Origin of the sequence: Paenibacillus antri, from assembly GCF_005765165.1 — a bacterium.
GTDB classification, from domain to species: domain Bacteria; phylum Bacillota; class Bacilli; order Paenibacillales; family YIM-B00363; genus Paenibacillus_AE; species Paenibacillus_AE antri.
Map to the genome: position 1 here is coordinate 1 of NZ_VCIW01000028.1, position 24,603 is coordinate 24,603.

The window sequence follows — 24,603 nt, forward strand, 5'->3', positions numbered from 1 at the left end:
CGTGTAGCCGATATCCCCAGCTTTGCATTACCTACATGGGAGCAGGTCAGAAACAGAAAATACGATGTTTGGGACCGTGAACACATCATCATCGATACTGCTCACCGAACTGTGGACGAATGTCTGAAAACGTTGCGCGCACGGTTGGAACAGGAACTTAAAAGACGGCGGTTGAATCAGGATCGGCATGACCGAGTATGTCTGAAATGGTGGAAAGAGGCGTGTCCTGTTCCAAGAGCCTGCTCGCCATCGTGTGCCGGAGAGAGTGCATGCCGCGGCGTTTTTTTAACGTCGGCAAATGTGCCAGTTCCATATATCGTTTAATTAGTTGACTCAGATGGTCGTCTTCTGAGAAGGGACCAAACGGCGCCATATGCCGGATAAACAGAAAGGGACTGTCGACTTTGGGTCGACCATATTTGAGGTAATCGATCACGGCCCAACCGACCTCCGGCGTAAGCTGAAGAGCATTCACTCATGTTCAATCGGAACGTACCGTAAGGGTTTACGTGCGTATAGATCAGCGGCGTAAGCGCTCGGAAATCTTCTGGGGTCATCAAGTCGAACCATTTCCGGTCAGATAAAATATTTTGCAGCATAATGGTATTGATGTATACTAAGCAGTTTTGCACTAGATGGAGAGATAACACAGACAGTTCCTGGTCTTCTAAACGGTTGGTGGCTATTTCCCCACCTTTGCCGTAAAAAATGAAACTGTTTGCCGAATTCCAATTCTCAACGACATTTAGCTGCGTTGATTTCTCGGCGCAACTCCTCTGAATGGAGGTAATCACATATGAATATGGTTTTGACCGCCTTACCGAGTTCTCCCAACGCTTGATATGTCGGATGTTTTAGATTATTTCGGGTAAATCGTTTCAAGATTGCCTCCGTTTCGGCGGTGCCGAGATGAAGCGCTGTGGCATACTTCATCATCTGATCGTACTGCTGCCGAATCAGTTCCCAATTAATCGGACGTGTCAAAGCCAACTGTAAGTTCGGGTAGGATTCGGTCATGCCTGATTCGGGTCTATAAAGCTTTTGCGAATGAATCGCTTTAAGCCTCGGCATGAGCTGATAGCCCAAGAGGTAACAAAATGCAAAGGCTACCTCGCTCTGTCCATGTGAATATACGTAATTTTTCTCTACTTCCATTTCGGTACAGTGACGGAGCAATCCTTCCATCATCGCAGCGACTTCGGATGAAGAACATGATTTGAGCTGCGAATAGATACATGTCGAGTTTTTATCAACGTGCCAGTAAATCATTACGCCGCGGCCACGGTACCGGATATGCCATTCAGTCATAAGGTTTTGATCCCATGCGCCGAACTTTTAGAATCTGATGCACATGACGTAGTAGCATTACCCCGAACATCTTGCATTTTCACACGGAAAATAGCATTTACCACTTCGGAAATTGCATTACGAAGATTATCTTTATGGATGAATTTGCGACGAACGTAAAGTAGATCTTTGTATGATTCCCCATGTTCACCGGCACTCACACGTTTTAAACCAGCATTCGTCCCAAGCCCGTATAGGGATAGAATTAGCCTCATTTGCAGAGTGCCCCGACCTAGCGCCTCACGAACAGCGACCGTCCTGAATTGCTCCGTAAAGCCGACGCGGAGATCCGCCTCTTTCAAAATATCCAATAGGCTCGTCATTGGCCACCGTCGAAGCATCTCTGTTTTCAATCGTGACAGATTGACTGGTTCCGCTTGTGGTTCTAACGGAGACAGACTAATCCAACCATTTCCTTTCTCCGTGATCCGAACTTTGTCGTTTTTTTTGGAGGTCGGTATCGAGCTTTTCCAAGCCTTCTTTCATGGTTTTCTTCAACGTTGAAATGAAGGCTTCAGCATCTAGAGGTTGTTTTAGAGCCTTGTAATTTTCTTCTCGTCGTTCTTCAAAATCTATGGGCAGGTCTTCGTCCGGATTCCGGTACCGATTCGCACCACTCACCCAAATTTCTTTGCAACGAAGTTTTTCCCTTAACGCCTGTAAGACGCTAATCTCATAATTCATGCGGTTAATCCGTTCTTGTCCTTTTTCATCTTTCTCAACAAGGATTTCTTTATTTACGCTACGTATTACTCCATCAATTGGGACATCTTCGGTGAACGGTAAATAGTGAAGACCGGTATCCGCATATTTTTTAACCAAAGTATAACAATCAAAAAAGATACATAGTTCCAATTCCTAAAACAAAAACGGAACTTGCTCATTCTCCATGGAATGTTGACGAATAATGAATCCCGACATATAATGTAACAATCGTTACATTATATTTTATAACGAGGTGAAAGATAAAGGAAGATGTATCTATTTTTTTCTTCTGTTTTATCTGCATTAATGGTTGCTTTTATTGTAGGCATGATCAAAGGTAGTCTGAAAACACTGAGAATATACGGTAGAGGTAAAAGTGCGGTTGGGCTCTGCATCGTACTTGCAGCATACCTGTTCGTACAAATTAGTCAACCAGCCCAGGAATACGAAAGCCCTTACGCAACGCTTAAAGAAACGACAAAAACTTATGAGGACGGAAAGGAAGCATTCGATGCGGGACAGTATGATTTGGCCGATGAACTCCTTTCTCAAGTTCCTTCAAGCGATCCAAATTATTACGACGCCAAAGAGATGATAAATCAAATCCAAGACATATATCTGAACAATCATCTACAGAATGCAAGAGCAAAGCTGCAGCAAAAAGACTTTGACGGAGCGCGCGAGGAACTAAACCATGCATTGGAGATCGATAAGTATTCCAAACAAGCGCAAGAATTGATCGTGCAGCTCGAAGAGCAGGAGAATCTGGCACGTAAGCATTCCATCCAAATGGGAATAGCACAAGCATTGGAGCGTGCAAAAGAAAAACTGTCTAGCGATAACTTTGCAGGCGCCAGAGCAGATGCTCAGCGGGCTGCAAAATTGAATCCTCAGTCGGAAGAAGTCAAACAGTTGGAAAACGAGATCGATGTCAAGGAGAAGAATTATAAAAAACGAAAAAGTGAGCAGGAAATGAAACGCTATAAGACAGAGAGCAAAACGTACTCTTATGTATACCTTATGCAAAATATGGACTCCCTGAAGGGAAAAAAAGTAAAGTTAACCGGGAGACTGACTTCGATAGGAAATACTCATTCGGAAATGTTTGCTTTAATGAATCTCATGGGTGAGGAAGGGAAGTTGACCTCAAATCTCGTACAGATCGAATACCCGATGGAATACCAATTTGAGAAAAACGATACGGTTATCGTGTGGGGAGAATTGCAAGGCAAGCGAATTTACAAGGAAGGTTCGGAGGAAGTTCCGGTCATAAAGGGCAAGTACTTAGAAAAAGGGTTATAAGCAGTAAAGCGTATACCACAAAAACCGGAGGTTACAGATGATGAAAACAGTTGTCTTTCTTTGCCCACATAATGCAGCTAAGAGCGTGATTGCCAAGGCTTATTTCGATAAGTTGATCGATGAGAAAAAACTTGATTTTGTTGCAACCTCATCAGGAACAGAACCCGGAAAAGCAGTCTCACCGCAAGTGGTACAGCTTATGAATGAAGAGAATATTGACGTGTCTCACCATGTTCCAAGATCTGTGACAACGGAAGAATTACAATCGGCTTGGAAAATCGTTTCGTTAGGCTGCGATGTAAATAAACTAGGTTCTTTCCGTGAAAAGATGGAAGCCTGGGACGATATCCCTCCCCCGTCACACGACCTTATCGGAGCTCGGGATGCAATTCGGTGTCGGATTGAAACATTAGTGGAAGAGATTGAACCAACCTAACGATCAGAAAAGGAGAAACGATATGACAGAAGCATCTTTGCAAAAACTGGGTAACAATCCGGAAGCAGCCTCTTATACGTTATGGCAACTCATCTTATACTTCCTAAAACTAGGTACTGTCGGATTCGGCGGGCCCGTTGCCTTGGTAGGGTATATGTACCGGGATTTGGTTGAAAAGCGGGGATGGATCTCGGAGTCCGATTACAAAGATGGGCTGGCCTTGGCGCAACTTTCCCCTGGACCGCTCGCGGCACAGTTAGGTATTTATCTTGGGTATGTGCATTATGGCATCCTGGGTGCAACGCTCGCCGGAATCGCCTTCGTTCTGCCTTCTTTCGTGATGGTGGTGGCAGTTAGCTGGGCGTATATTGCATTTGGCGGATTAACCTGGATGCAGGCAGTATTTTATGCGGTCGGCGCGAGCGTTATCGGAATCATTGCTTTCAGCGCATACAAACTGACGACCAAGACGATCGGAAAACAGTGGTTACTTTGGGGCATATATCTCGTATCGGCGATCTATACAGCAGTTATGGAAACCGAAGAAATTGCTCTGATCTTGGCTGCAGGCATTCTAGTCTGGCTTGTAAAAGCGCCCCCGAAACAATGGTTTAATAAAACCAAGCTAAACAGTATGGCAATCATGCCTCTGGCCTGGGCATCGACGAAAATACCAATAGCAGATGCAGGAACGCTTTGGCACATTTTTACGTTTTTCACCAAGGCAGGCGCATTCGTATTCGGCAGTGGTCTCGCGATTGTTCCGTTCTTATACAGCGGCGTCGTTGTGGAAAATGAGTGGTTAAATGCGCAGGAATTCGTCGATGCTGTTGCTGTGGCAATGATTACGCCGGGTCCGGTTGTCATTACGACAGGGTTTATCGGCTATCTGGTAGCCGGTTTTCCCGGAGCTACGATTGCAGCAGTGGCCACCTTCCTTCCGGCATATTTGCTGACGATCATCCCGGCACCTTTCTTTAAGAAATACGGTAAGCGCCCCGGAATCGCAGCTTTTATCGAAGGCGTCACGGTTGCTGCGATCGGAGCAATTACCGGTGCGGTGATTGTACTGGGGCAGCGAGCAATCATCGATATTCCTACAGCTCTATTTGCCGTCATTACTCTGGGCCTGCTCTGGAAATTCAAAAAAATCTCGGAACCGGTCATTGTACTCGGTGCGGCGGTCATCGGATTAATTGTATATCCCTTGCTTCACGCCTAACTTGAAACGATCGGGGGCTCATGTATGAAACGTGCCTGGCTGCTGCTATCTTATAAAATCCCTAATGAACCTTCTAAACATCGTGTGTTTGTTTGGCGGAAATTGAAGCGTCTTGGAGCCGAGCTGCTTCATGACACCTTTTGGTGTCTGCCTGCGACGGATTGGACCCGTGAACAATTTCAATGGTTAACGATAGAAATCAAAGATTTCGGCGGCAGTGCCTATTTGTTTGAGTCACAACTAACCATACCGGGGCAGGATGATACCTTAGTCCAAACATTTCTAACGAAGGTAGAAACAGAGTACAGGGATATCTTAAAGGAACTGGAACAAGAGGAGCTTGATCTTATGACCATCTCAAAACGTTACCAGATGATACAAAAAAGAGATTACTTTCAATCGGAACTTGGGAAGAATGTCCGGGATGCCTTAATTACGAAAGGGAGGACTTGAACTATGAAATGGGTTACTTGGGAACGGGTCGGAGTAGATCGAATGGCGTGCGCCTGGCTGATTCGCCGATTTGTTGATCCCCACGCTGAATTTCTGTTTATTTCTGTAGGGCAAAGTTTACCGGAAGGTGCGGAGCCTTTTGATATACCAGGAGTCCGATATTCTCATCGGCAGGGTCACTGCAGTTTCCATACCATCTTAAAAGAGTTTAAAATCAACAATTTGGTCTTGCAACGTATAGCTCGAATTGTTGATGAGGCGGATACCGTTCAGGAAGTGACGCTGGAACCGGCAGCCCCTGGACTTGATTTGATTTGCCGCGGCCTAAGTATTAGCAGCCCTGATGATGCTGTCGCTTTGGAACGGGGGTACCTCATATTCGAAGGACTTTATGCGAAGCTTGCTGAAGAAGGACAGCTGGTATAAAGTCAGAATAATTCGGACTCATTTATGCATGATCGAAGCTCCCGGATGACCGGGCTGAGGAAGTGGCCGTTTGCTTAAAAAGATGTGTTCCATATTCTTTCACGTGTTCCAATTATAGTCAATGTAACGGTCGGAGATAGTTGGGCGGAGATATGAAAACAGTCGGACGGACCGTAGCTCGTAGAGGGACGGAAGAGACTTTATATACGGATGATTTACCCAACCGACTTTTCATATTAGAATCCTGATTTTAAAAGGAGATGTATTACATGAGTCGAAATCCAAGAATAGCGATTCTTTGGCATGGGGACCGTGAATCACGAAATCATGCAACCGCCAAGAACAACAAATTCAGTAAGATATTCGAAGAATTTCAGCAGTACAATATCATAGCCGAACCTGCCGTTTACAATGATGAATTTGTTGATGAGGTGCAGCTTCAACTAAGTCAAGTCGATGGAGTCCTCGTTTGGGTGAATCCCATTGAAGGTGGAAGAAATCGGTCTATTCTAGACGAAATGTTGAGAGATGTCGCTTCAAGCGGAAATTTTGTCAGTACGCACCCCTATGTGATTTTGAAAATGGGTACCAAAGAGGTGTTATTCCAGACTCGGGAAATGGAATGGGGAGGCGACATTCATCTCTACAAAAACATCCAGGAGCTCCGTGAGCAATTGCCGGTTCGCCTTGCAGATGGATCTTCACGTGTATTGAAGCAGAATCGCGGCAATGGCGGCAACGGGGTATGGAGGGTTGAGTTTGTTGACGGGACTGGTGTTCAAAGAACGGACCCCATCATTCGTGTACTCCATGCACTCCGTAACAGCACCGAGAAAGAGATGCTGTTCAGTGAATTCATAAACCAATGCGAAGCCTATTTTGCCGGAACCGGTCTAATGATTGACCAGTCCTTTCAATCTCCCCTGCCTGATGGAATGGTTAGATGCTACATGACCCATAATGAGGTGGTTGGATTCGGACACCAGTATGTTACAGCTTTACTCCGGCCACAGAGCGGTTCAGAACCACTGCAGCCACAGCCGAGGATTTACCATCCTGAATCGAAACCGGAGTTTCAGTCACTAAAAACAAAGATGGAGTCTGAGTGGATTCCACAATTGCTGCAATTACTCGACATTGAAACAAAGTCTTTACCGATTATTTGGGATGCGGACTTTCTCTACGGACCAAAGACCTCGTCAGGTGAAGATACGTATGTATTGTGCGAAATGAACGTTAGCTCCGTGCATCCTTTTCCGGATTCTGCTCTGCCTAAGCTGGTAAAAAATGCAGTTGCAATGATTACAAATTCTCAGAAGTGAAAATTTATCCTGCATTTCGACAGAAATGCCTGTATTTCTCCATATTTAAATTTGCTGCAAAGGACTTCACTGGTTTTATTACTGCCGGGGTCTTTTGTTTTGGCTCATTTCGAAAATATTGTTGCTCCTGCATTCTGTCCATTTTTTTGCTATAATGAATATCAACGTCAGTTTGTATTCAGGGGGATGGGCAGATGAGTTGGGCAAAGGTTTATGAGCTTTTCGATGAACTTCCGAAATCGGAACAATTACAGCTTTTCCAAGCCATGCAGACCACGCTGTTTCCTGAATCCAAAGAAGACATTGCTGCCATGGTCAGCGATATTCGGGAGGTCAGATTCAGCTAAGGACGCGCATGCGTCCATTGCGGCAGTGTCTCCGTGAAGCGGAACGGAAAGTACCGTTCTCGACAGCGCTACCTTTGCAACGACTGCGGCAAGTCATTTAATGATATGACAGCAAGTCCGCTTTCAGGAACGCACTATCCTCACAAGTGGTTGAAATACTTCAAGTTGATGCTCGAAGGCGTAAGCCTTCCAAAAATTTCCGATGAACTTGATATTCATGTTGCAACAGCGTTCTACTGGCGGCATAAAATTCTAAATGCGCTGCGTTCTCGTGGATACAATACGCTTACGGGCATCATTGAAAGCGACGAAACCTATTTCCTGGAGAGTGTTAAAGGAATACGGAATCTTACGCACCGCAGGCCGCGAAAACGCGGCGGTGTAGCCCGTCAGCGAGGCATCAGCAACGAACAAATCAGCGTCCTCGTCGCCCACGACCACAGTGGTAACATTCTGTCTAAAACGGCGGGACGAGGACGGATCACTGCGGATGAAATCGACCCTGTGTTAAGCGCTTGCTTGGATTCAGACGTTGTCCTATGTACCGATTCGGCCACAAATTTCAAGCTGTATGCGAAGAAAAAAGCCATTCCGCACGAGGTGCTAAACGGGAACAAAGGCGAACGAGTCAAGAAAGGCATTTATCATATCCAGCATGTAAATGCTTATCATCAGAGGCTAAAGAAATGGATTCAACGGTTCAATGGTGTCGCAACGCGGTACATGGACAATTACCTGTTCTGGTTCCGCTTCTTGGAAATGAACAAACATATGAGCAGGAACGCAATGAAGCGCTCAATCGTGCTTGAAGCATGCAGAAAAGCTGTGTTCTCGCCTGTGTGGTCATTCAAGTCGGCTTGAGGGTTGAGCGAGCAGAATAACGCAAGCGGGTCTTTCACAGGTTGCACAAAGGTACGATATTCTTTATCAGGGGATACAGCATGTGTAGCAGGAGTTGGATTTTGACTCGGATGGTTATATCATGGAGTGTGATAATTACCATTATTGTAAAGACTATTTTCAAGAAATTGTCAGGGGTGATCGTATGACCAACTTAACTGATAAAGAGCTGGATCTGGTCATAATCAAGCACTTAAAAGAGGCGAAGAAGAAGGACTTCCAAACGATTGCTGAAGAACTTCATCCTTACGATTTGGCTAGTATCTATAAACGGATGTCCGAAAAGCATAAACCTCGGTTTTTAGTTTTCTTAACCCTGGAGCAAACTGCACTCTTGGTACAAGAGCTTGAACAAAAACAGCAAATTGACGTCCTAACCAAGCTTGGCGTGGAAAAGACCGCGCAAGTAATGGACCTAATGGATAATGATGATCTGGCAAATCTGTTAGGTGAGCTGACAGAGGAGAAGAAACAAGCATTTTTGGAAAGAATGAAAAACGAAGAGTCTCAAGCAGTACAAAGCTTAATGCAATATCCTCCAGAAACAGCAGGGAGGATCATGACTAATAGGTATGTCTGGATCCCAAGACACTACACGGTTAGGGATGTAGCGGAGAAGCTTAGAGAATATGCAGAGATTGCGGAGACTATAAATTATTTATTTGTGATTGATGACGCAAAAAAATTGATTGGAGTTGTCTCTTACAGGGATTTAATATTAACTACACCAAATGAAAAAATAGAAAATATCATGTACGAAAGGGTTATATCCGTTACCGTTGACACAGATCAGGAAGAGGTCGCCCGCATTATTGAACGTTATGATTTCTTGGCTGTTCCCGTTGTTGAAAGTGATAATAGGTTAGTGGGTATTGTGACGGTAGATGATATTATTGATGTCGTCATAAAAGAAGCAACAGAGGACATTCAGAAGCTTTCTGCGTCAGGCAAATCAATTGACTTCGATACCAAAGCCTCTGTAGCTGCATTCCGAAGGCTCCCGTGGCTTGTCCTATTATTGCTTATAGGCATTTTATCTGGAACGATCATAAGTCAGTTTGAAGAAACTTTAGAAAAGGTTGTCGCGTTAGCTTTTTTTATGCCCATGATCGCAGGGATGACAGGGAATACAGGGACACAATCTTTAGCAGTTGTAGTAAGGGGTTTAATTACAAGAGATGTCGATGCAAGAACTGTTAGGAGATTATTCTTCCGTGAGCTTTTGGTTGGAATCATATTAGGCGTGGTTTGCGGCATATTAATTTCAATCATCGCTTATATATGGCAAGGGAATCCTGTTCTTGGACTTGTAGTTGGCAGCTCATTGGTGATGACCTTGATCATTGGCACCTTAGCGGGAACAATTATCCCAATTGTACTATATAAGTTGAAAGTCGACCCTGCGGTAGCGTCTGGACCGCTGATTACGACCTTAAATGATATTTTATCCCTTTTGATTTATTTCGGGATTGCTACGATGTTTATTTCGTATCTTATTTAAACCATTGACGCTCGATAAACACGTAACTGAATACATTGTGGGTTAATGATGATCGAAACATCGGGAGGAAAGCTCCCAATTGAAACCACCGTACATAGAGCTCACGATAGCCCAGATCATCAACGCCCTTATCAAAATCACCATTCCAGAACCAAAGCTCTGGTTTATTTTGTACAAAAAAGGCACCGATGTCGAAGGTCCAATATGGCGATCCGGTAACACAAATATTAAGGCCGTCAGCTATTTGTTTCTTGAGCGTGTCCCAATTTGCTGCTATATCCCCTGACCAGGTAATAGTGCCGTACCGATGCTGCCCCGCATATGCAGAACGCGTCAGATTCACCACGCGTTTGCTGTCTGTCGTGGAGCGCTGGCCTTCATAGATCCCTTTGGAATGCAGCAGTGAGTAGGCATTGATATATTCGGGATCAAGGTAACTCTTCGCTTCCCCTGTATTGATAAGCATACGCTGCTCGGGTTCAGGCTTGACCGCGCCTTTCCAATCAGCTTCGAACGGTTCTGTGCAATCACACAACCATGCATCAATGCCATGGGAGAACAATCCGGCATTCGCTTGCTGCCAATAAAGTTGACGTGCTCCTTCTTGAAAAGCGTCATACGTCGCCTGATTACCAAGCAGATAACCGTTCTCATCCATTTCCCGGTGGTTGTCGCCACCTGAGTTCATAATGGGCCAGATCGAAACCATGAGTTTGGATTTTAGGGCATGCAGTTGCTCCATCATGTTGGCATCAGGATCTGGAAACCGCTCAGGGTCAAGCGTCTTCTGTCCCCACAATTCTCCAGTCCATGAACGCCAATCCAGCACAATGCAATCCAATGGCAGCTCACGGCAGTATGTGCCAAGTTCTCGCGGTTGCGATACAACTGATCAGCCAGCACAACCTTGGGATACATACCGAATCGACTCTTGTACGCTTCCACCGATTCGATCAAAGTCACGCCTTCGTGAAAGCTGTACCATTGCATGCGTTCAATGATCGCGTACCCATTCACTAGACTCATCGAGACTTTAGAACCGAATTCGACCTTCGCTTTGGACTTGCCTCGCACCATCGGACGTACATGCGGTTGATGAATGCTGACAATCCGATCATCGACTTGGTGTGTTCGGTTTGTATACATCTCGAACTGCTGACGGTACATCTCCTGAACGACGAGCAAATTCTTGTATTGCCGCTTGTTCAGTGCCGTGAGAGGAGTGATTTCAGCTAGCTGCTCAATGATTCGAATATATCCCGTGCAATGAACTTCAACTGCTTGCCAATCGCCTTACGGAGCTTCTTGTGCCCAATTCGACGTTGCTTTGCGACTGCAAGATAGGCTTTACGAGCCTTCTCTCGATACGTACGCGGTTTCGCAAGCGTGCCCTTATGCGGTGCATGGAGCGCATCAATGATTTCCTCTAATTTCTCGCGGCCGGTATGGAGCAAGGTGATACCTGTTGGGTAGGCGATGTCTGCCGGCGCACATGTCGCATCAAGCAACAATGTGCCTTGATTTGGGTCAGCTTCGGGACGAATGGATTGCTTCGGTTTCGCAGATTTTCCTGCGCCCGGCATGGAGTCGTCATCGTCACGATCTTGTTCTTGCTTCGCGGATTCAATCGCGATCATCTCATTGATCTCTTGAAGCACTTCTGCATTCAAACGCTTCCGGAAATGGGTCATGAGCGAATGATGAAACGGAGGCTTCCGATCCTGGTACGCCTCAAGCCCAATGAAGTATTGCAGATACGGATTCTCTGTCAACTGTTCCAGCGTCTCGCGATCCGAGAGCTGCAGACGCTCTTGGATGATAAGAGAACCTAGAGCCGTGCGAATAGAAACTGCTTGCTGGCCGCGCATCGACTTTTTCAATGACTTGGCATATTTTTGATCGACCTTCGCCCAGGGAATCAATTGGGCCAACTTACACCAGCGATTGTCGGGATTCAACTTCCCGCCGAAGGGAAGAAAAAAATCGCCTGGCAACAAGATTTGGTTCGCAATTTTTCCGTAAGGCTTATACATGTCGAATCACTCCATATGCACGGAATTTTGCGCTAAATCTTCATTATCCTTGCATATGTATTCGACAAAAAGGGATGAAAAACCTTGCTGCTATGCGATTTTTTGAGCGTTCAGCAAACCCTAATTAATTCAGTTTCAAATTGCAACTGAATTTATGGGGATTGAATCGTATGAAATATTTGTTTGTTCATCGTGGCGGCGACGTTCCGAAGGATCAGGCTAATCAAAATGTTCATGACTTATGGCGTTGGCTTGACGATCTTAAAGCAAAGGGTTATGAAGCAGTGCGTTTTGCGGGAACCGGACGTAAATCCGTTTCCATGTCTGCGGTCGATGCTTATTCTGATGACATATTTGGTGTTTCGATAATTGAAGCAGATTCGCTGGAAGAAGCGATTTAACGACAAATTGGCCTGAATTGCCATATGGAGGCAAGATCGATATTTTAGAAGCGTTATAAATGATGGGTGAATGAAATGTCTGACCGGTTTATTTTGAACTTGTTTGCCTACCTTAGAAAGCAAATTCTCAATATCTGGCGGAAAAAATACTTTTAATCTTTGTTTTGGACATGAATCGATTGGAGACGAGCGATTGTATGAAAAAAAGAAGCGAAGGATGGTATTATTTCTTGATGCTTATTGTTCTGGCCGCGGGGCTCTTGAGTTCGTGGTACTTTTAAGTTCAACATTCATGCCATAGAACGTTCCAAGTACCATCGGCAACGTGACGATGATGGTAATCGCTGTAAGCAACTTAACAACATGATTGACATTGTTGGAAATAATGGAACCAAAACCATTCATGACATTCCCCAGAATGGCAGTGTATATTTCAGTCGTTTTGATCGCTTGCCGGATTTCGATCATGACTTCTGCAAGCAACTCTTGATCGTCTTCATACATTTTCAAAAAACTGCCGCTTAACAGCCGTTCCATCACTAAGTTGTTCGTGTCCAAAGCTGTCGAAAAATAAACGAGACTTTTCTGTAATTCAAGCACGGACAACAGTTCGTTGTTTTTCATGGATTGACGCAAGGAATTTTCAAGGCTTTCCATTTGCTTGTTGATTCGTTTCAAGTATTGTAAATAATAAAGCGAAGTATGGGACAGAATTTGCAGTAAGAACCGCGTTCTCATATGCGTGTGAAAATTTTTCACTTTACCTTGAATAAACTCATTCATGACAGCTGTGTCTTGCTGGCAAACGGTAAGGAAGTAATCCTCCATCACCAAAATGCCAAGGGTAACTGTAGTATTCGTCTCCTTTTGTCCATCTTTCGCAGAAATCGGGATGTCCACAAAAAGCATAACTCGGTTTTCATCTTTGTCGATCCGACCGATTTCATCATCATCAAGAGCATCCTGCAGAAATTCAACGTCAACATCCAATTCGCTGACCAATTTTTGTTTCTCATGTTCAGAAGGATTGGTAAGATGTATCCAGCAACCTTTTTCAAATTGGTCAAGTTTGTTTACTTTTCCGGCACCATCGTTTTTCAAAATGGTCAACATAAGGCTTCTTCCTTTCGCATGTAATAAATCGGCGGTGTTGCTCTCCACGTTTAATTTGTGCTTTTCCTCGAAGAACCACCCTCGGAAGCACATTAAGAAAAACCGTCAGTTCAGATCATCCTGACGGTCCTCTTATTGCGCATTAAAAAAATATTATGCTGTCCAACTTGCTTCATACCCATACACATTTTGATGATATGGTGACCCGTAGGGGATTCGAACCCCTGTTACCTCCGTGAAAGGGAGGTGTCTTAACCCCTTGACCAACGGGCCGAATGGAGCTTCCAACCGGAATCGAACCGGTGACCTCATCCTTACCATGGATGCACTCTACCTACTGAGCTATGGAAGCTGGCTCCCATGGGTTCCATATTCTTTCACGTGTTCCAATTATAGTCAATGTAACGGTCGGAGATAGTTGGGCGGAGATATGAAAACAGTCGGACGGACCGTAGCTCGTAGAGGGACGGAAGAGACTTTATATACGGATGATTTACCCAACCGACTTTTCATATTAGAATCCTGATTTTAAAAGGAGATGTATTACATGAGTCGAAATCCAAGAATAGCGATTCTTTGGCATGGGGACCGTGAATCACGAAATCATGCAACCGCCAAGAACAACAAATTCAGTAAGATATTCGAAGAATTTCAGCAGTACAATATCATAGCCGAACCTGCCGTTTACAATGATGAATTTGTTGATGAGGTGCAGCTTCAACTAAGTCAAGTCGATGGAGTCCTCGTTTGGGTGAATCCCATTGAAGGCGGAAGAAATCGGTCTATTCTAGACGAAATGTTGAGAGATGTCGCTTCAAGCGGAAATTTTGTCAGTACGCACCCCGATGTGATTTTGAAAATGGGTACCAAAGAGGTGTTATTCCAGACTCGGGAAATGGAATGGGGAGGCGACATTCATCTCTACAAAAACATCCAGGAGCTCCGTGAGCAATTGCCGGTTCGCCTTGCAGATGGATCTTCACGTGTATTGAAGCAGAATCGCGGCAATGGCGGCAACGGGGTATGGAGGGTTGAGTTTGTTGACGGGACTGGTGTTCAAAGAACGGACCCCATCATTCGTGTACTCCATGCACTCCGTAACAGCACCGAGAAAGAGATGCTGTTCAGTGAATTCATAAACCAATGCGAAGCCTATTTTGCCGGAACCGGTCTAATGATTGACCAGTCCTTTCAATCTCCCCTGCCTGATGGAATGGTTAGATGCTACATGACCCATAATGAGGTGGTTGGATTCGGACACCAGTATGTTACAGCTTTACTCCGGCCACAGAGCGGTTCAGAACCATTGCAGCCACAGCCGAGGATTTACCATCCTGAATCGAAACCGGAGTTTCAGTCACTAAAAACAAAGATGGAGTCTGAGTGGATTCCACAATTGCAGCAATTACTCGACATTGAAACAAAGTCTTTACCGATTATTTGGGATGCGGACTTTCTCTACGGACCAAAGACCTCGTCAGGTGAAGATACGTATGTATTGTGCGAAATGAACGTCAGCTCCGTGCATCCTTTTCCGGATTCTGCTCTGCCTAAGCTGGTAAAAAATGCAGTTGCAATGATTACAAATTCTCAGAAGTGAAAATTTATCCTGCATTTCGACAGAAATGCCTGTATTTCTCCATATTTAAATTTGCTGCAAAGGACTTCGCTGGTTTTATTACTGCCGGGGTCTTTTGTTTTTTTATCCCTCCCAACCAATCACATAAAGGTTCAAAAGATGGAACATCTTGGATTACAGTTGATTCTTTAGGGGAAATAATAATGATTCCACTTAACTCAGTCTAAGGAGATGGGAAGATGCCCCGAAAGGGAATAAGAAAGTGGCAATACATAGCCATTACATTAACCGTGAGTGTCCTGGTTGGAGTATATGTTTTTCAATATATAGCCGGTCGGATGGAGAGTTCTAATGTAACCGCTCAGGCGCATGAAATCAATTGGAAACCTGTAGAACAAATTCTCGGTATTCCTGGAAAAATGACTGCGGACGGTGTGTATAAATTCAGTTTGCCGCGGAGCGACCTGCAAGTGACTGTCGAAGGAATAAAGATTAAACCCACACTGGCACTTGGAACCTGGTTCGCTTTTAAAAAACATGATGCGAAGGCCATGGTCATGGGGGATTTAGTGCTTACCGAAGACGAAGTGAATCCGGTTATGGATAAGCTTTTTAAGGGAGGAATTATCGTAACGGCATTACATAATCATTTGATCGGTGAGTCTCCCCGAGTTAAGTATATGCATATTGAAGGGCACGGCGAGCCGGTTGAACTGGCGAAATCGTTACGAGAGGCATTGGATGTAACGAAGACGCCTTTGACAGCAAGCAAATCTAATCAATCAATCGAGTTCCCATTTCATGCGAAACGAATTGAACAGGTTCTCGGTTATCGTGGACAAGTCAGCAATGGCGTTTATCAAATCAGCGTTCCTCGTGCTGAAAAAATCACAGAAAACAAAATGGAAATCCCGCCTTCTATGGGCGTAGCCAGCCCTTTAAACTTTCAACCAACCAGCGGGGGCAAGGCAGCTATTACTGGGGATCTTGTCCTTACTGCAGAGGAAGTTTATCCCGTTGCCCGTGTGCTGCGTGAAAACGATATCAAAGTAACAGCCTTGCATAATCATATGCTAACCGAAAAGCCGCGACTCTTTTTCATGCATTTTTGGGCGCTTGACAATGCAGAAAAACTAGCCAAAGGTCTTCGTCAAGCTTTGGATCATATGAATGTGAAGTGAATTTAAGTTACCCTTAACAAACCCCAATCTGGAGGACTATTTCATCAACGTGGAGCAGAAATCGGATTCATATTAATTAATAATGTCGCAGGCTGACCGTATCATGCCTTTATCCCTTAGCTATTTCTGATTTTTGATTCTGTTTTTTTAATCTCCCTAGTAATAATACCCCTACAACAATAACGAGGCTTAGTCCCCACTGCATAATTGGATTTTCTGCAAAAAATTCCTTTATGAACGGCTCATCGAAAATCATTTTTGATGCAGTCAAAGCCAATACACCTGAACCAATGTAAATAATAATCGGGAACCGTTCAACCCACTTTAATATGAGGGTACTTCCCCAAACGACTATTGGCACACTAATCAGTAAGCCTAATACAACCAAAATAAAGTCACCGTGTGCAGCTCCTGCTACAGCAAGTACATTATCCAATCCCATTACCGTGTCTGCAATTAGAATTGTTTTTATCGCTGACCATAAATTTCCAGTCGACTTTACATCGTGTTTTTTCTCTTCCGCAATAAGTTTATAGGCTATCCAAATGAGAAGTACCCCACCAATCATGAGCAGACCAGGAATTTTTAATAACCAGACGACTACCAAAGTTAACAACGAACGAATTGCTATAGCACCAAAAACTCCCCAAAAAACAACTTTCTTTTGTTGGTCTCTCGGCAGGTTCCTTGCAGACAAGCCGATGACAATTGCATTATCACCAGCTAAAACCAAATCAATAACGACAATGGCTAATAATGCTGTCCAAAATTCTGAAGTAAAGTAATCCATTTTGCATACACTCTCCTTTTTTTCAAATCATCTAAATATTGTTTTTCCCAATTCTGATAATAATCATCCGAAGAGTCTTGTGGTACTTGCCAAACAACAAATGACCTTTATTGAAAAACAGTCGTCCGTTTAAAAAAGCTGCCCTCGGGAATCACTCATCGATTTGATCCTCCACTACTCGATGCACCTTAACATTTGAATAATACCAACCTTATCCAGAATGCCGACACATCGTGACGTTATTAATAAAACTGAAATCTCAAAATGGATTTGATCGAGACATCAAATGAAAAAACGAAAAGCAAATTTTTTGTATGTATGGCGGGGAAGATCACCCCTTTAGATCACCCGTTGAGCAAGGTGATAATATAATGGTATCCCTGCAATTAAATTGAAAGGAAACGTAACTCCTAGGGATAATCCCAAGTAAATGGACGGATTCGCTTCCGGTACGGAACTTCTCATCGCGGCAGGGGCGGCTATATACGATGAACTCCCGGCCAGTACTCCCATTAGCGTGGCGCTTCCGACGGACAACCCAATTTTCGCTCCAATCAAAACACCCAAGCTCCCCCACAGAATTGGCATCATGACAGCGAAAAGAAACAGCTTTACTCCATGTTTGCCTATTTCGGGAAGACGGTGTCCGGCAATTATGCCCATGTTCAATAAGAAAAGCATCATAATGCTGGGGTATAAATCAACAAAAAAGGGCTTGACCAGCGGTTGGCCTGATTCTCCTGTGACTAGCCCGATGAACAAACTCCCGAGCAGAAGGAACACACTCTTTCCGAAGAGGCCTTCCTTTAAGACTTCCTTATCAAACAGGGTTTTAATTGGATATTCTTTAAATATACCTAACTGATATGAGGACCGTGCCATTTGAGACGCGTTATTTTCTGCAATCCTTAAAAGCATTAACGAAACAATGATGGCAGGGCTCTCCATAATGACGACCAGTGCGCTCATGAATCCGTCATACCCAACACGTTGCTCTTCCAAAAACGCAATTGCCGCACCATAGGTCACAATGCTGACGGAGCCATATGTAGCTGCTAAGGCAACAGAATTTTTCACATCCATCTTCATGAATCTGCGCACTATCAACAGTGTCATAACGGGAATGAGTATCCCGAGCATTAATGCACCCATAATGGGGCGTACCATTGTCGCCAGCGAGTAATGCGACAATTCAATTCCCCCTTTGACACCTATGGCAATTAGTAAATAGATGCTGAGGGCTTCACTTAGACCGCTTGGAAATTTCAAATCGGACTTGAAAAATGCGGCGATCAGCCCCAGTACGAAAAACAGTACAATTGGAGACAACAAATTCCCAACAACAATATCGAACATGAATGTAAAGTCAACTCCTCTCGAAAAAAATAGCCGGCAATTCCAGGGTGCCCCTGAATCACCGGCTTATCTTCAACGGATCCTCTCGGATCTTTTGACTGATCTGCCATACGCATTATACAATTAATTTCTTCTCCAGATTATCGGAGAGCACGAACACCATTACTCTTTCCCCGGTACGAGTGCTGATATCGGTGTGGAAGCTGCTGACTTCTTCCCCTGTCAGCTCGAGAATCATCTTTCCAAGCTGTTCTCTTCCCGATTCCACCAAATCCGCCCTAATGCGCTTCACAGAAAGCATACCTTCAGATGTCCCCGCCAGTTTTTTCTCAGCGGGAGTTAATATCCCTTTAAGTCCCACAATAATCATATTGCGCACAATGTCGGTTTTTACCAACACTGGCCCCCGTCCCAAATATTCCTTCTCCCATTGCGTTAAACTTCTGCTTAATTTGTCTTCCAATTCCCCTTTTGACATCGAACGGAGCATTCAAATCCCTCCAAATAAAAAACGGTACTTCATTTGGATGAGTCCAAATGAACATACCGATTTATCTACATCTTACTTTAGCAAATGATGTTACTTTTTCATCCCGTCATTGCTCATAACAGCATGCTAAAGCAACGAACCGCTCAAGCTATTTTGAAGATCATTCGTTTATGGCTTAAGCTAATTATACTTAACTCCGTTCCCCTCTGTCAATGCAATCTTTTGTCTAATGTCAACCCTTTCGGAAGTTGGATGATCTCATAAGAGGAAAGTTGCATCTATGAATACCCCGGGATATTTCCGGGAATAATTGTATCCAACACAGCTTAATTTATTTAATACTTTAATGTATTGGAGTTTTGATATGATACATACCGAGGATATACACGAACACATTGGGGACCATAGAAATTCTGCGGATTTAGAAACTCAATGTTTAACAAATGGCCAACTTGAAGCGCACGTTTATTTTTATAAATCATTGTGTGACATAAAAATAATACGGGACTGTATTTCCGAACCTCTTGCAAAGTGCAAAACAGCTGAAGATTTTAAAAGCGTATTAAATTCCGAGCTTTCATGTAAACGTTTGGATGATGTGGAACAAATTCGGCCTGAAATGCTCAAAGGAAATGCCCTAATTGCTTTTGAGGGTAAGCTGTGGGCTCTTTCCGCCGCTAAAGTCATCAACGATAAACCAGGTGAAGCAACGAATGAAGCATCAGTTCAAGGGCCAATATTCGCTCTAACTGAAAATAGCACAGCAAACATTAATCTGATTCGGCATAGGTACCCTTCACCGAACCTGATTGTTGAGGAAAAGACCGTCGGTATTATTTCAAAAACAAAATTGTCTATTCTTTATGACAAACAATTAGTAAACGAAAGCGTGTTAAACGAATTATTTCAGAAATTAGATAAGGTTCGTGCCGATGTTGTGCAGGCAGTTGGACAACTTGAAGCGCTGTTGTCTCAAAAGAAATTCCGATTATTTCCCGTCACATTATTGACCGAAAGACCTGACCGTATCGCATTGAATCTTGCTCAAGGCAAGGTTGTTATATTAATGCAGGGTTCAAATTTTGCTTTAATAGCGCCTGCAGTTTTTTATGACTTTATGTCGGCTATGGACGATATGTATCAATCATTTTGGGTGAGTAATATGTTAATCGTCCTTCGTTATATTGCACTGTTTATTACCATCACGCTACCCGCAATGTATATAGCTGTTATTTCCCATAACCCTGAAGTATTCCGGATCCAATTTACATTATCCATTGCAGGGAGCCGTGCCGCGGTGCCTTACCCCTCATTTATAGAAGTGTTTATTATGCTGTTTATCATTGAAGCACTAATCGAGTCAAGCATCAGACTCCCCAAGTTCATAGCACAAACCACAACAACGGTCGGGGGATTAATACTGGGACAAGCTGCACAGCAAGCCGGTTTGATTAGCAGCATTATGATTATTATTGCATCCGCAGTTGCTATTGCAAACTTTGTTATACCGATTAACGCCATGAGCTTCGCAATTCGCATTGTTAAATACCCTTTGATTATTCTTGCTATATTTTTCGGTATCGTCGGAGTAATTATCGGTGTTTTCTGTTTTTTATTGTATTTAGCAAATATGAAGAGCTTTGGGGAACCTTATTTACGACTCTTTCTTGGGGAACATTCACCCTCAGGGTACAAGCAAGGGGATTCTGCATGAATCGCTATTTTTACTATCCAATCTTGGTATGCATGCTTATTAACACAATTATTTACGTACCAGAATTACTTATTAAATCTCGATTTGAAGGCGCCATAACAGCCATGCTGATCGCTATTCCGTTAGGATCTTTTTTGGCTTACTTGTTTTCCAGGGGAATGAATCGTTTTCCTGGTTTAGGCATTTCCGAAATCTTTGAGCAACATATGCCTAAGTTCATCCGTTTGCCCATCATCGTATTCCTTGGCTTATTGTGGTTTGCAGCCGGGTCTATTGCATTAGTTGCCATTTCGCTGATAGCCATAAGGTTTATTAATCCGGATGTTTCAGTTACTGTTCTGCTTTTTGTGTTTATTACGGTAGGGTGCTGGGCTGCAACCCGTTCTTCGTTAGCCATCCTCTATATTTTAGAGATTGGGCTGTTGATGAGTACCCCGATCATAGCGTTAATATGGTTTAAAGCATTTCAAAATGAAATGTTCGATTGGAATGCTGTCTTTGCCATGTCTGATTACGTCTTCGGACTGCCTTCTTGGAGCACCTTTTTCACCGCCACAGATCTATTTACAGGGTATATCTCATTAGTCGTGTTCAACCGATTTATTAAAGCCGGGAAAAAGATTACTCATTTATGGATTTTGCCGGTTGCAGGAACAATCGTCTTTTTTACAATATTTTTTATCCCAATCGGTATCCATGGTACACAGGCAGTGGATCATTATGTGAATGTTTGGGTCAGTACCGCGGATTCGCTCCGGTTGAAATATGGGTTCATTGAACGGGTGGGTTTCTTGTATTCATATGTGTATATTGGCTTATCTCTTCTATTTATTGCAACGAGCTGGCATGTTGGAACCGAATTAATGCGAAGTGTATTTCGTAAACAATCAGACCTTCTTAAGTGGGTTATCGCAGGCACGATCGGTGTCGGGACATTTTTGTATGGCATCTATTCGAACGAAAAACAGCTTATTCACTTTGCGCAACAATGGTTTGGCATCCTTTTCGTTGTGGAGTTATTGTTGGTTGCTTTAGTCGTTTTTCTAAGCAGGAGGAATAGGCATGCGTAAGCTTGTGGTAATCCTATTATCTTTCACGTTGCTGTTGCTGCCGGGCTGCGGCTTCAAAGATATTGATAAGCGCTTTTTTGTTGTGGCCATCGGCGTTGACAAGGGAATGGAGAAAAAGTACAAAGTAACTTTCAAGCTTGCTATTCCATCCCCTCAAATTAAGCCAGGCCAAGGAGATTTTCAATTGGTAAGTCGAGAAGCCAACAACATATCCGAAGCTATCGAATTAATGAAATCCGATGTGGATAAGGAATTTGATATGGGGCATGCCAAAATAGCTGTATTAGGTAAGGAGTTGGCAAGTGAAGAAATAACCGAAGCTGTAGATTGGTTTATTAGGAGCCATGATATCCAGCGAATCGAATACGCAGCACTTGGAGAACCTTCAGCCGAGGAGATATTGGCACTAGGTCCAAAGTCCGAACGTCTGGCTGCAAACTCGCTCATTTTAAGTTTTGGACGCGAAGGGACAGAATCGTCATTTATCGTGACGGAGTATTTGTACGATTTTTATGATAGATTGCTGGAAACAGGGAAAGATCCTTTTTTACCAATCATAAAGATAAGAGGGGATACGTACGAAATCAATCGTGTTGCCCTATTTGATAAGGAAAAACTAAAGATGATCTTAAATGCGGAGCAAACGAGAATTTTTAACCAATTAGTCAGTAAACATTCACGATTTGGAATTAGGGTAGATGAGGAAGACGTTCATTTCTCATTATCCGTTCAAAAATACGATTATAGCTATAAGATCTCCACTCCCAGCAATGAAAAACCTTCCATCAATATGGTTGTAACCATAAAGGGACAAGTTGCGGAATCAGACCGAATGTTGTTTGGTCGAAATTGGGAAGAGTTAGAGGAATCGGCGGAAAGAGCAGTACAGAAAAGTTACCTGAATCTGCTTGAAAAAATCAAGAAAAATAACGTCGATCCTGTTGGATTCGGTCTCAAATATATTGCAACACGCCGCAATGGTCTTAAGGATTGGGAGCAGTGGCAAAAAATTTATCCAGATGCGCAGTTTAACATAAGAGTAAACGTGATTTTGGAGAATACGGGAGAAATTAAATAGCACGGTAATACAGCTATATATTCGGCAAAAATCATTTAGAGTTGAACACATAACCAATCGACGGTAAACCAAACAAATAAGACTCCTTTGAATCAATGTGATTCGGGAGTTTTTTTGCTTATAATGTAAGTATGAGTTTAGTTGAAAGAGAGGAGAGTGAATGATGCTTACGATTGAGGAATACATATCACAGATGAAAAAAAAGGACAAGCTGGATGAGTTTAATTTTAAAAACCATGCTGAAAATATGACCGCCGTCATCAAGTATGTTATGGAGTACTTTAATACTTATCTTGATCCGGAAGCCTACAATTATGAAAATATAAAAACTGAACAGGCGGCATTAAAAATTGAGCAAGAAATTAGGTCTGCTTTTCCCAAAAGTAAAGATTTCATTATAGATTACTATAAAAGATATAAGACATGGATAGACAAAGGGCTTAAGCCTCTGATTGATCATAATAGAGTTGGGTGATAGATTAAGCTTCTTTCTTCTTAGAATAAAGGTAAGGCTGGTGCAACCAATCAAAAAGGATTAATCTCCATAAGTGCTATCCATATTGGGGCGATAGTCTGTGATGCACCGTGATGGCTGGAGTCAGACTAATGGTTGGGCTCTAATGGCACCATAGTTTATAAACCTTCTTCTCCCAGCCATAGTAGCAGTATTGACGGAGATTATCCATTTTCATACTCTGTAGTGCAGTGCTGATCTTGTTTTGCATGGTTGGCTAAGGGGCAGGTTAAGGGAGCTATGGACTATGAACAGAAAAAGCAGACCAAGACTGTATTGTTCCAGTTTTGGTCTGCTCTTTGTTGATACTTCCCTAAAAATACATTGAATACATGTAAACAATGTGTAGACCCTTATATTTCAAGGAGTTTTCACATTCTCGTTTAGATAACTGACACTACGCTGGTGTTACCTCGAAATAGGCAGAAAGTTCTGTATATTCAGTCACCCAGATAATGGAAGTGGTGCAAATGATACAGGACTTTTATCACGTGCGAAAAATGGTGAAAATTGGTACAATTATCACATGACATATGAACCAAACGTCATGACATACTGGGTCCATTTATCCTAAGTATGGAAAGGAGATGCGATGAAAGTATTTGATACAATAGGACAATTTGACGAAATATTAAAACGAGGAGTGAATTATGCCGTTTTTGATGTCGACAATACAATTACCAAAAGCAATATCGCACAGTTCTACTTTTTCATAAAAAGAAAGCGCTTAAAGAATACACTCTACTGGTGGCCATTTCTTCTATACTGTGCTAGTGCTGCTCCCTTTTACCTCATTCTGGACTTAATATCTAGGGATTGGTTCAACCATTTATTTGTTCAACGAAAATTTCGGAAATATACGTATGAACAATTGGAAATCTATGCAGAGATGTTCTTTCATGAGAGTCTAAAACAACAATTCATTTCCCCAATTCATGATCTTATTTTTTATTTAAAAAGCAAAGGGGTTCAGATTACATTGTTATCGACCAATTTTGATTTGCTTGTCAAACAATACGGCAGTTATTTTGAAGTTCCCTATGTATGTTTGTCGGTGATTAAAACCGATAACGGGATACGAATCGATTTTTCCAAGTTGAGTGGGTTTAAACATAATAGCATTCAACAATTCGATCCGGCTTTGACAATGGCTGTTGGTGATTCAAAATATGATCTGCCGATGCTAGAGCACGTCCATTATCCGATCATCGTAGCGAAGAAAAAAAAGAAATGGATGCAGTCGTTACAGAGGGAGGCTCTATTGATCCGACATTCATGATTCTCTGTCCATGACGGCTCTTTAATCGTTAATCCAATCGATTA

The 24,603-nt window shown here is 43.1% G+C and carries 22 protein-coding genes, 2 tRNA genes and 2 pseudogenes; 16 read left to right on the forward strand and 10 right to left on the reverse strand.

The genetic code is table 11. From position 1 onward, the window contains the following. Positions 1 to 157 precede the first annotated feature (157 nt). Both FE782_RS28420 and FE782_RS28425 read right to left on the reverse strand, forming a co-directional pair. Positions 158 to 436, reverse strand: a complete 279-nt coding sequence (locus FE782_RS28420) for a tyrosine-type recombinase/integrase (RefSeq protein WP_238392697.1) — start codon at positions 434 to 436, stop codon at positions 158 to 160. Positions 437 to 473: 37 nt separating this feature from the next. Continuing rightward, positions 474 to 2,172: pseudogene (locus FE782_RS28425) on the reverse strand (Tn3 family transposase); the annotation flags it as partial. Positions 2,173 to 2,322: 150 nt separating this feature from the next. On the opposite strand from FE782_RS28425, the gene FE782_RS28430 reads away from it, so the two are divergent. From FE782_RS28430 to mgtE, 8 genes and pseudogenes are all read left to right on the forward strand, one after another. Next, positions 2,323 to 3,354 carry a tetratricopeptide repeat protein gene (locus tag FE782_RS28430; RefSeq protein ID WP_138197741.1) on the forward strand — a complete coding sequence of 344 codons (1,032 nt, stop codon included), beginning with the start codon at positions 2,323 to 2,325 and terminating at the stop codon, positions 3,352 to 3,354. 37 nt (positions 3,355 to 3,391) lie between these two features. Further along, complete coding sequence (locus FE782_RS28435; RefSeq protein WP_138197742.1) at positions 3,392 to 3,790, forward strand: arsenate-mycothiol transferase ArsC; 399 nt, start codon at positions 3,392 to 3,394, stop codon at positions 3,788 to 3,790. A 22-nt stretch (positions 3,791 to 3,812) separates the two neighbouring features. Continuing rightward, the gene (locus tag FE782_RS28440) at positions 3,813 to 5,012 is read left to right on the forward strand and encodes a chromate transporter (RefSeq protein WP_138197743.1); all 1,200 of its coding nucleotides are present in this window, start codon (positions 3,813 to 3,815) and stop codon (positions 5,010 to 5,012) included. A gap of 24 nt (positions 5,013 to 5,036) precedes the next feature. Continuing rightward, positions 5,037 to 5,465: a Chromate resistance protein ChrB gene (locus FE782_RS28445; protein WP_138197744.1), complete on the forward strand. Its 429-nt coding sequence runs from the start codon at positions 5,037 to 5,039 to the stop codon at positions 5,463 to 5,465. A gap of 3 nt (positions 5,466 to 5,468) precedes the next feature. Continuing rightward, a complete protein-coding gene (locus tag FE782_RS28450) occupies positions 5,469 to 5,891 on the forward strand; it encodes a chromate resistance protein ChrB domain-containing protein (protein ID WP_138197745.1) in 423 nt (140 codons plus the stop codon). Positions 5,892 to 6,160: 269 nt separating this feature from the next. Next, complete coding sequence (locus FE782_RS28455; RefSeq protein ID WP_138197746.1) at positions 6,161 to 7,213, forward strand: Cj0069 family protein; 1,053 nt, start codon at positions 6,161 to 6,163, stop codon at positions 7,211 to 7,213. A gap of 194 nt (positions 7,214 to 7,407) precedes the next feature. Beyond that, positions 7,408 to 8,421: pseudogene (locus FE782_RS28460) on the forward strand (IS1595 family transposase). 184 nt (positions 8,422 to 8,605) lie between these two features. Beyond that, positions 8,606 to 9,961, forward strand: coding sequence for a magnesium transporter (gene mgtE / locus FE782_RS28465; protein ID WP_138197747.1), 1,356 nt, complete (start codon positions 8,606 to 8,608; stop codon positions 9,959 to 9,961). On the opposite strand, the gene FE782_RS28470 is transcribed toward mgtE, so the two are convergent. Beyond that, positions 9,954 to 10,802: a TIM-barrel domain-containing protein gene (locus FE782_RS28470; RefSeq protein WP_238392698.1), complete on the reverse strand. Its 849-nt coding sequence runs from the start codon at positions 10,800 to 10,802 to the stop codon at positions 9,954 to 9,956. The two genes, mgtE and FE782_RS28470, sit on opposite strands and share 8 nt — an antisense overlap. Before the next feature lie 391 nt (positions 10,803 to 11,193). Further along, entirely contained in the window at positions 11,194 to 11,994 is an 801-nt protein-coding gene (locus FE782_RS28475) for a transposase (RefSeq protein WP_138197748.1), read from the reverse strand. 170 nt (positions 11,995 to 12,164) lie between these two features. On the opposite strand from FE782_RS28475, the gene FE782_RS28480 reads away from it, so the two are divergent. Beyond that, positions 12,165 to 12,395, forward strand: a complete 231-nt coding sequence (locus tag FE782_RS28480; protein WP_138197749.1) for a YciI family protein — start codon at positions 12,165 to 12,167, stop codon at positions 12,393 to 12,395. Positions 12,396 to 12,632: 237 nt separating this feature from the next. Here the strand turns inward: FE782_RS28480 and FE782_RS28485 are convergent, their stop codons facing one another. The 3 genes from FE782_RS28485 to FE782_RS28495 all read right to left on the reverse strand — a co-directional run bounded on the left by FE782_RS28485 (position 12,633) and on the right by FE782_RS28495 (position 13,860). Then, a complete protein-coding gene (locus FE782_RS28485; protein WP_138197750.1) occupies positions 12,633 to 13,508 on the reverse strand; it encodes a magnesium transporter CorA family protein in 876 nt (291 codons plus the stop codon). Positions 13,509 to 13,706: 198 nt separating this feature from the next. Next, a tRNA-Glu gene (locus FE782_RS28490) sits at positions 13,707 to 13,781 on the reverse strand. Positions 13,782 to 13,784: 3 nt separating this feature from the next. Then, a tRNA-Thr gene (locus FE782_RS28495) sits at positions 13,785 to 13,860 on the reverse strand. 195 nt (positions 13,861 to 14,055) lie between these two features. On the opposite strand from FE782_RS28495, the gene FE782_RS28500 reads away from it, so the two are divergent. Both FE782_RS28500 and FE782_RS28505 read left to right on the forward strand, forming a co-directional pair. Beyond that, positions 14,056 to 15,108: a Cj0069 family protein gene (locus tag FE782_RS28500; protein ID WP_138197751.1), complete on the forward strand. Its 1,053-nt coding sequence runs from the start codon at positions 14,056 to 14,058 to the stop codon at positions 15,106 to 15,108. Positions 15,109 to 15,326: 218 nt separating this feature from the next. After that, the gene (locus FE782_RS28505) at positions 15,327 to 16,268 is read left to right on the forward strand and encodes a DUF1259 domain-containing protein (RefSeq protein ID WP_202914625.1); all 942 of its coding nucleotides are present in this window, start codon (positions 15,327 to 15,329) and stop codon (positions 16,266 to 16,268) included. 109 nt (positions 16,269 to 16,377) lie between these two features. Here the strand turns inward: FE782_RS28505 and FE782_RS28510 are convergent, their stop codons facing one another. From FE782_RS28510 to FE782_RS28520, 3 genes are all read right to left on the reverse strand, one after another. Beyond that, positions 16,378 to 17,058, reverse strand: a complete 681-nt coding sequence (locus FE782_RS28510; RefSeq protein ID WP_138197752.1) for a TerC family protein — start codon at positions 17,056 to 17,058, stop codon at positions 16,378 to 16,380. 339 nt (positions 17,059 to 17,397) lie between these two features. Then, the gene (locus FE782_RS28515) at positions 17,398 to 18,414 is read right to left on the reverse strand and encodes a sodium-dependent bicarbonate transport family permease (protein ID WP_138197753.1); all 1,017 of its coding nucleotides are present in this window, start codon (positions 18,412 to 18,414) and stop codon (positions 17,398 to 17,400) included. 115 nt (positions 18,415 to 18,529) lie between these two features. Further along, the gene (locus tag FE782_RS28520) at positions 18,530 to 18,904 is read right to left on the reverse strand and encodes a Na-translocating system protein MpsC family protein (protein ID WP_202914626.1); all 375 of its coding nucleotides are present in this window, start codon (positions 18,902 to 18,904) and stop codon (positions 18,530 to 18,532) included. Between the two features lie 364 nt (positions 18,905 to 19,268). Between FE782_RS28520 and FE782_RS28525 the strand changes: the two genes are divergently transcribed. From FE782_RS28525 to FE782_RS28545, 5 genes are all read left to right on the forward strand, one after another. Then, positions 19,269 to 20,618: a spore germination protein gene (locus FE782_RS28525; protein WP_138197754.1), complete on the forward strand. Its 1,350-nt coding sequence runs from the start codon at positions 19,269 to 19,271 to the stop codon at positions 20,616 to 20,618. Next, the gene (locus FE782_RS28530) at positions 20,615 to 21,688 is read left to right on the forward strand and encodes a hypothetical protein (RefSeq protein ID WP_138197755.1); all 1,074 of its coding nucleotides are present in this window, start codon (positions 20,615 to 20,617) and stop codon (positions 21,686 to 21,688) included. Before FE782_RS28525 ends, FE782_RS28530 begins: the two co-directional genes overlap by 4 nt. Continuing rightward, complete coding sequence (locus FE782_RS28535) at positions 21,681 to 22,766, forward strand: Ger(x)C family spore germination protein (RefSeq protein ID WP_138197756.1); 1,086 nt, start codon at positions 21,681 to 21,683, stop codon at positions 22,764 to 22,766. The genes FE782_RS28530 and FE782_RS28535 overlap by 8 nt, the downstream gene beginning before the upstream one ends. Before the next feature lie 160 nt (positions 22,767 to 22,926). Beyond that, complete coding sequence (locus FE782_RS28540; RefSeq protein ID WP_158299598.1) at positions 22,927 to 23,241, forward strand: hypothetical protein; 315 nt, start codon at positions 22,927 to 22,929, stop codon at positions 23,239 to 23,241. A 631-nt stretch (positions 23,242 to 23,872) separates the two neighbouring features. After that, positions 23,873 to 24,559, forward strand: a complete 687-nt coding sequence (locus FE782_RS28545) for a haloacid dehalogenase-like hydrolase (protein ID WP_138197758.1) — start codon at positions 23,873 to 23,875, stop codon at positions 24,557 to 24,559. The last annotated feature ends 44 nt before the right edge of the window (positions 24,560 to 24,603 follow it).

What these genes read in the sequence shown, in the direction of transcription:
- FE782_RS28475 (WP_138197748.1), bottom strand. Translation starts at nt 11,994, where the DNA reads ATGTATAAGCCTTACGGAAAAATTGCGAACCAAATCTTGTTGCCAGGC.
- FE782_RS28440 (WP_138197743.1), top strand. Translation starts at nt 3,813, where the DNA reads ATGACAGAAGCATCTTTGCAAAAACTGGGTAACAATCCGGAAGCAGCC.
- mgtE (WP_138197747.1), top strand. Translation starts at nt 8,606, where the DNA reads ATGACCAACTTAACTGATAAAGAGCTGGATCTGGTCATAATCAAGCAC.
- FE782_RS28540 (WP_158299598.1), top strand. Translation starts at nt 22,927, where the DNA reads ATGATGCTTACGATTGAGGAATACATATCACAGATGAAAAAAAAGGAC.
- FE782_RS28535 (WP_138197756.1), top strand. Translation starts at nt 21,681, where the DNA reads ATGCGTAAGCTTGTGGTAATCCTATTATCTTTCACGTTGCTGTTGCTG.
- FE782_RS28450 (WP_138197745.1), top strand. Translation starts at nt 5,469, where the DNA reads ATGAAATGGGTTACTTGGGAACGGGTCGGAGTAGATCGAATGGCGTGC.
- FE782_RS28520 (WP_202914626.1), bottom strand. Translation starts at nt 18,904, where the DNA reads ATGCTCCGTTCGATGTCAAAAGGGGAATTGGAAGACAAATTAAGCAGA.
- FE782_RS28505 (WP_202914625.1), top strand. Translation starts at nt 15,327, where the DNA reads ATGCCCCGAAAGGGAATAAGAAAGTGGCAATACATAGCCATTACATTA.
- FE782_RS28530 (WP_138197755.1), top strand. Translation starts at nt 20,615, where the DNA reads ATGAATCGCTATTTTTACTATCCAATCTTGGTATGCATGCTTATTAAC.
- FE782_RS28500 (WP_138197751.1), top strand. Translation starts at nt 14,056, where the DNA reads ATGAGTCGAAATCCAAGAATAGCGATTCTTTGGCATGGGGACCGTGAA.
- FE782_RS28510 (WP_138197752.1), bottom strand. Translation starts at nt 17,058, where the DNA reads ATGGATTACTTTACTTCAGAATTTTGGACAGCATTATTAGCCATTGTC.
- FE782_RS28525 (WP_138197754.1), top strand. Translation starts at nt 19,269, where the DNA reads ATGATACATACCGAGGATATACACGAACACATTGGGGACCATAGAAAT.
- FE782_RS28430 (WP_138197741.1), top strand. Translation starts at nt 2,323, where the DNA reads ATGTATCTATTTTTTTCTTCTGTTTTATCTGCATTAATGGTTGCTTTT.
- FE782_RS28455 (WP_138197746.1), top strand. Translation starts at nt 6,161, where the DNA reads ATGAGTCGAAATCCAAGAATAGCGATTCTTTGGCATGGGGACCGTGAA.
- FE782_RS28545 (WP_138197758.1), top strand. Translation starts at nt 23,873, where the DNA reads ATGAAAGTATTTGATACAATAGGACAATTTGACGAAATATTAAAACGA.
- FE782_RS28515 (WP_138197753.1), bottom strand. Translation starts at nt 18,414, where the DNA reads ATGTTCGATATTGTTGTTGGGAATTTGTTGTCTCCAATTGTACTGTTT.
- FE782_RS28435 (WP_138197742.1), top strand. Translation starts at nt 3,392, where the DNA reads ATGATGAAAACAGTTGTCTTTCTTTGCCCACATAATGCAGCTAAGAGC.
- FE782_RS28480 (WP_138197749.1), top strand. Translation starts at nt 12,165, where the DNA reads ATGAAATATTTGTTTGTTCATCGTGGCGGCGACGTTCCGAAGGATCAG.
- FE782_RS28445 (WP_138197744.1), top strand. Translation starts at nt 5,037, where the DNA reads ATGAAACGTGCCTGGCTGCTGCTATCTTATAAAATCCCTAATGAACCT.
- FE782_RS28485 (WP_138197750.1), bottom strand. Translation starts at nt 13,508, where the DNA reads ATGTTGACCATTTTGAAAAACGATGGTGCCGGAAAAGTAAACAAACTT.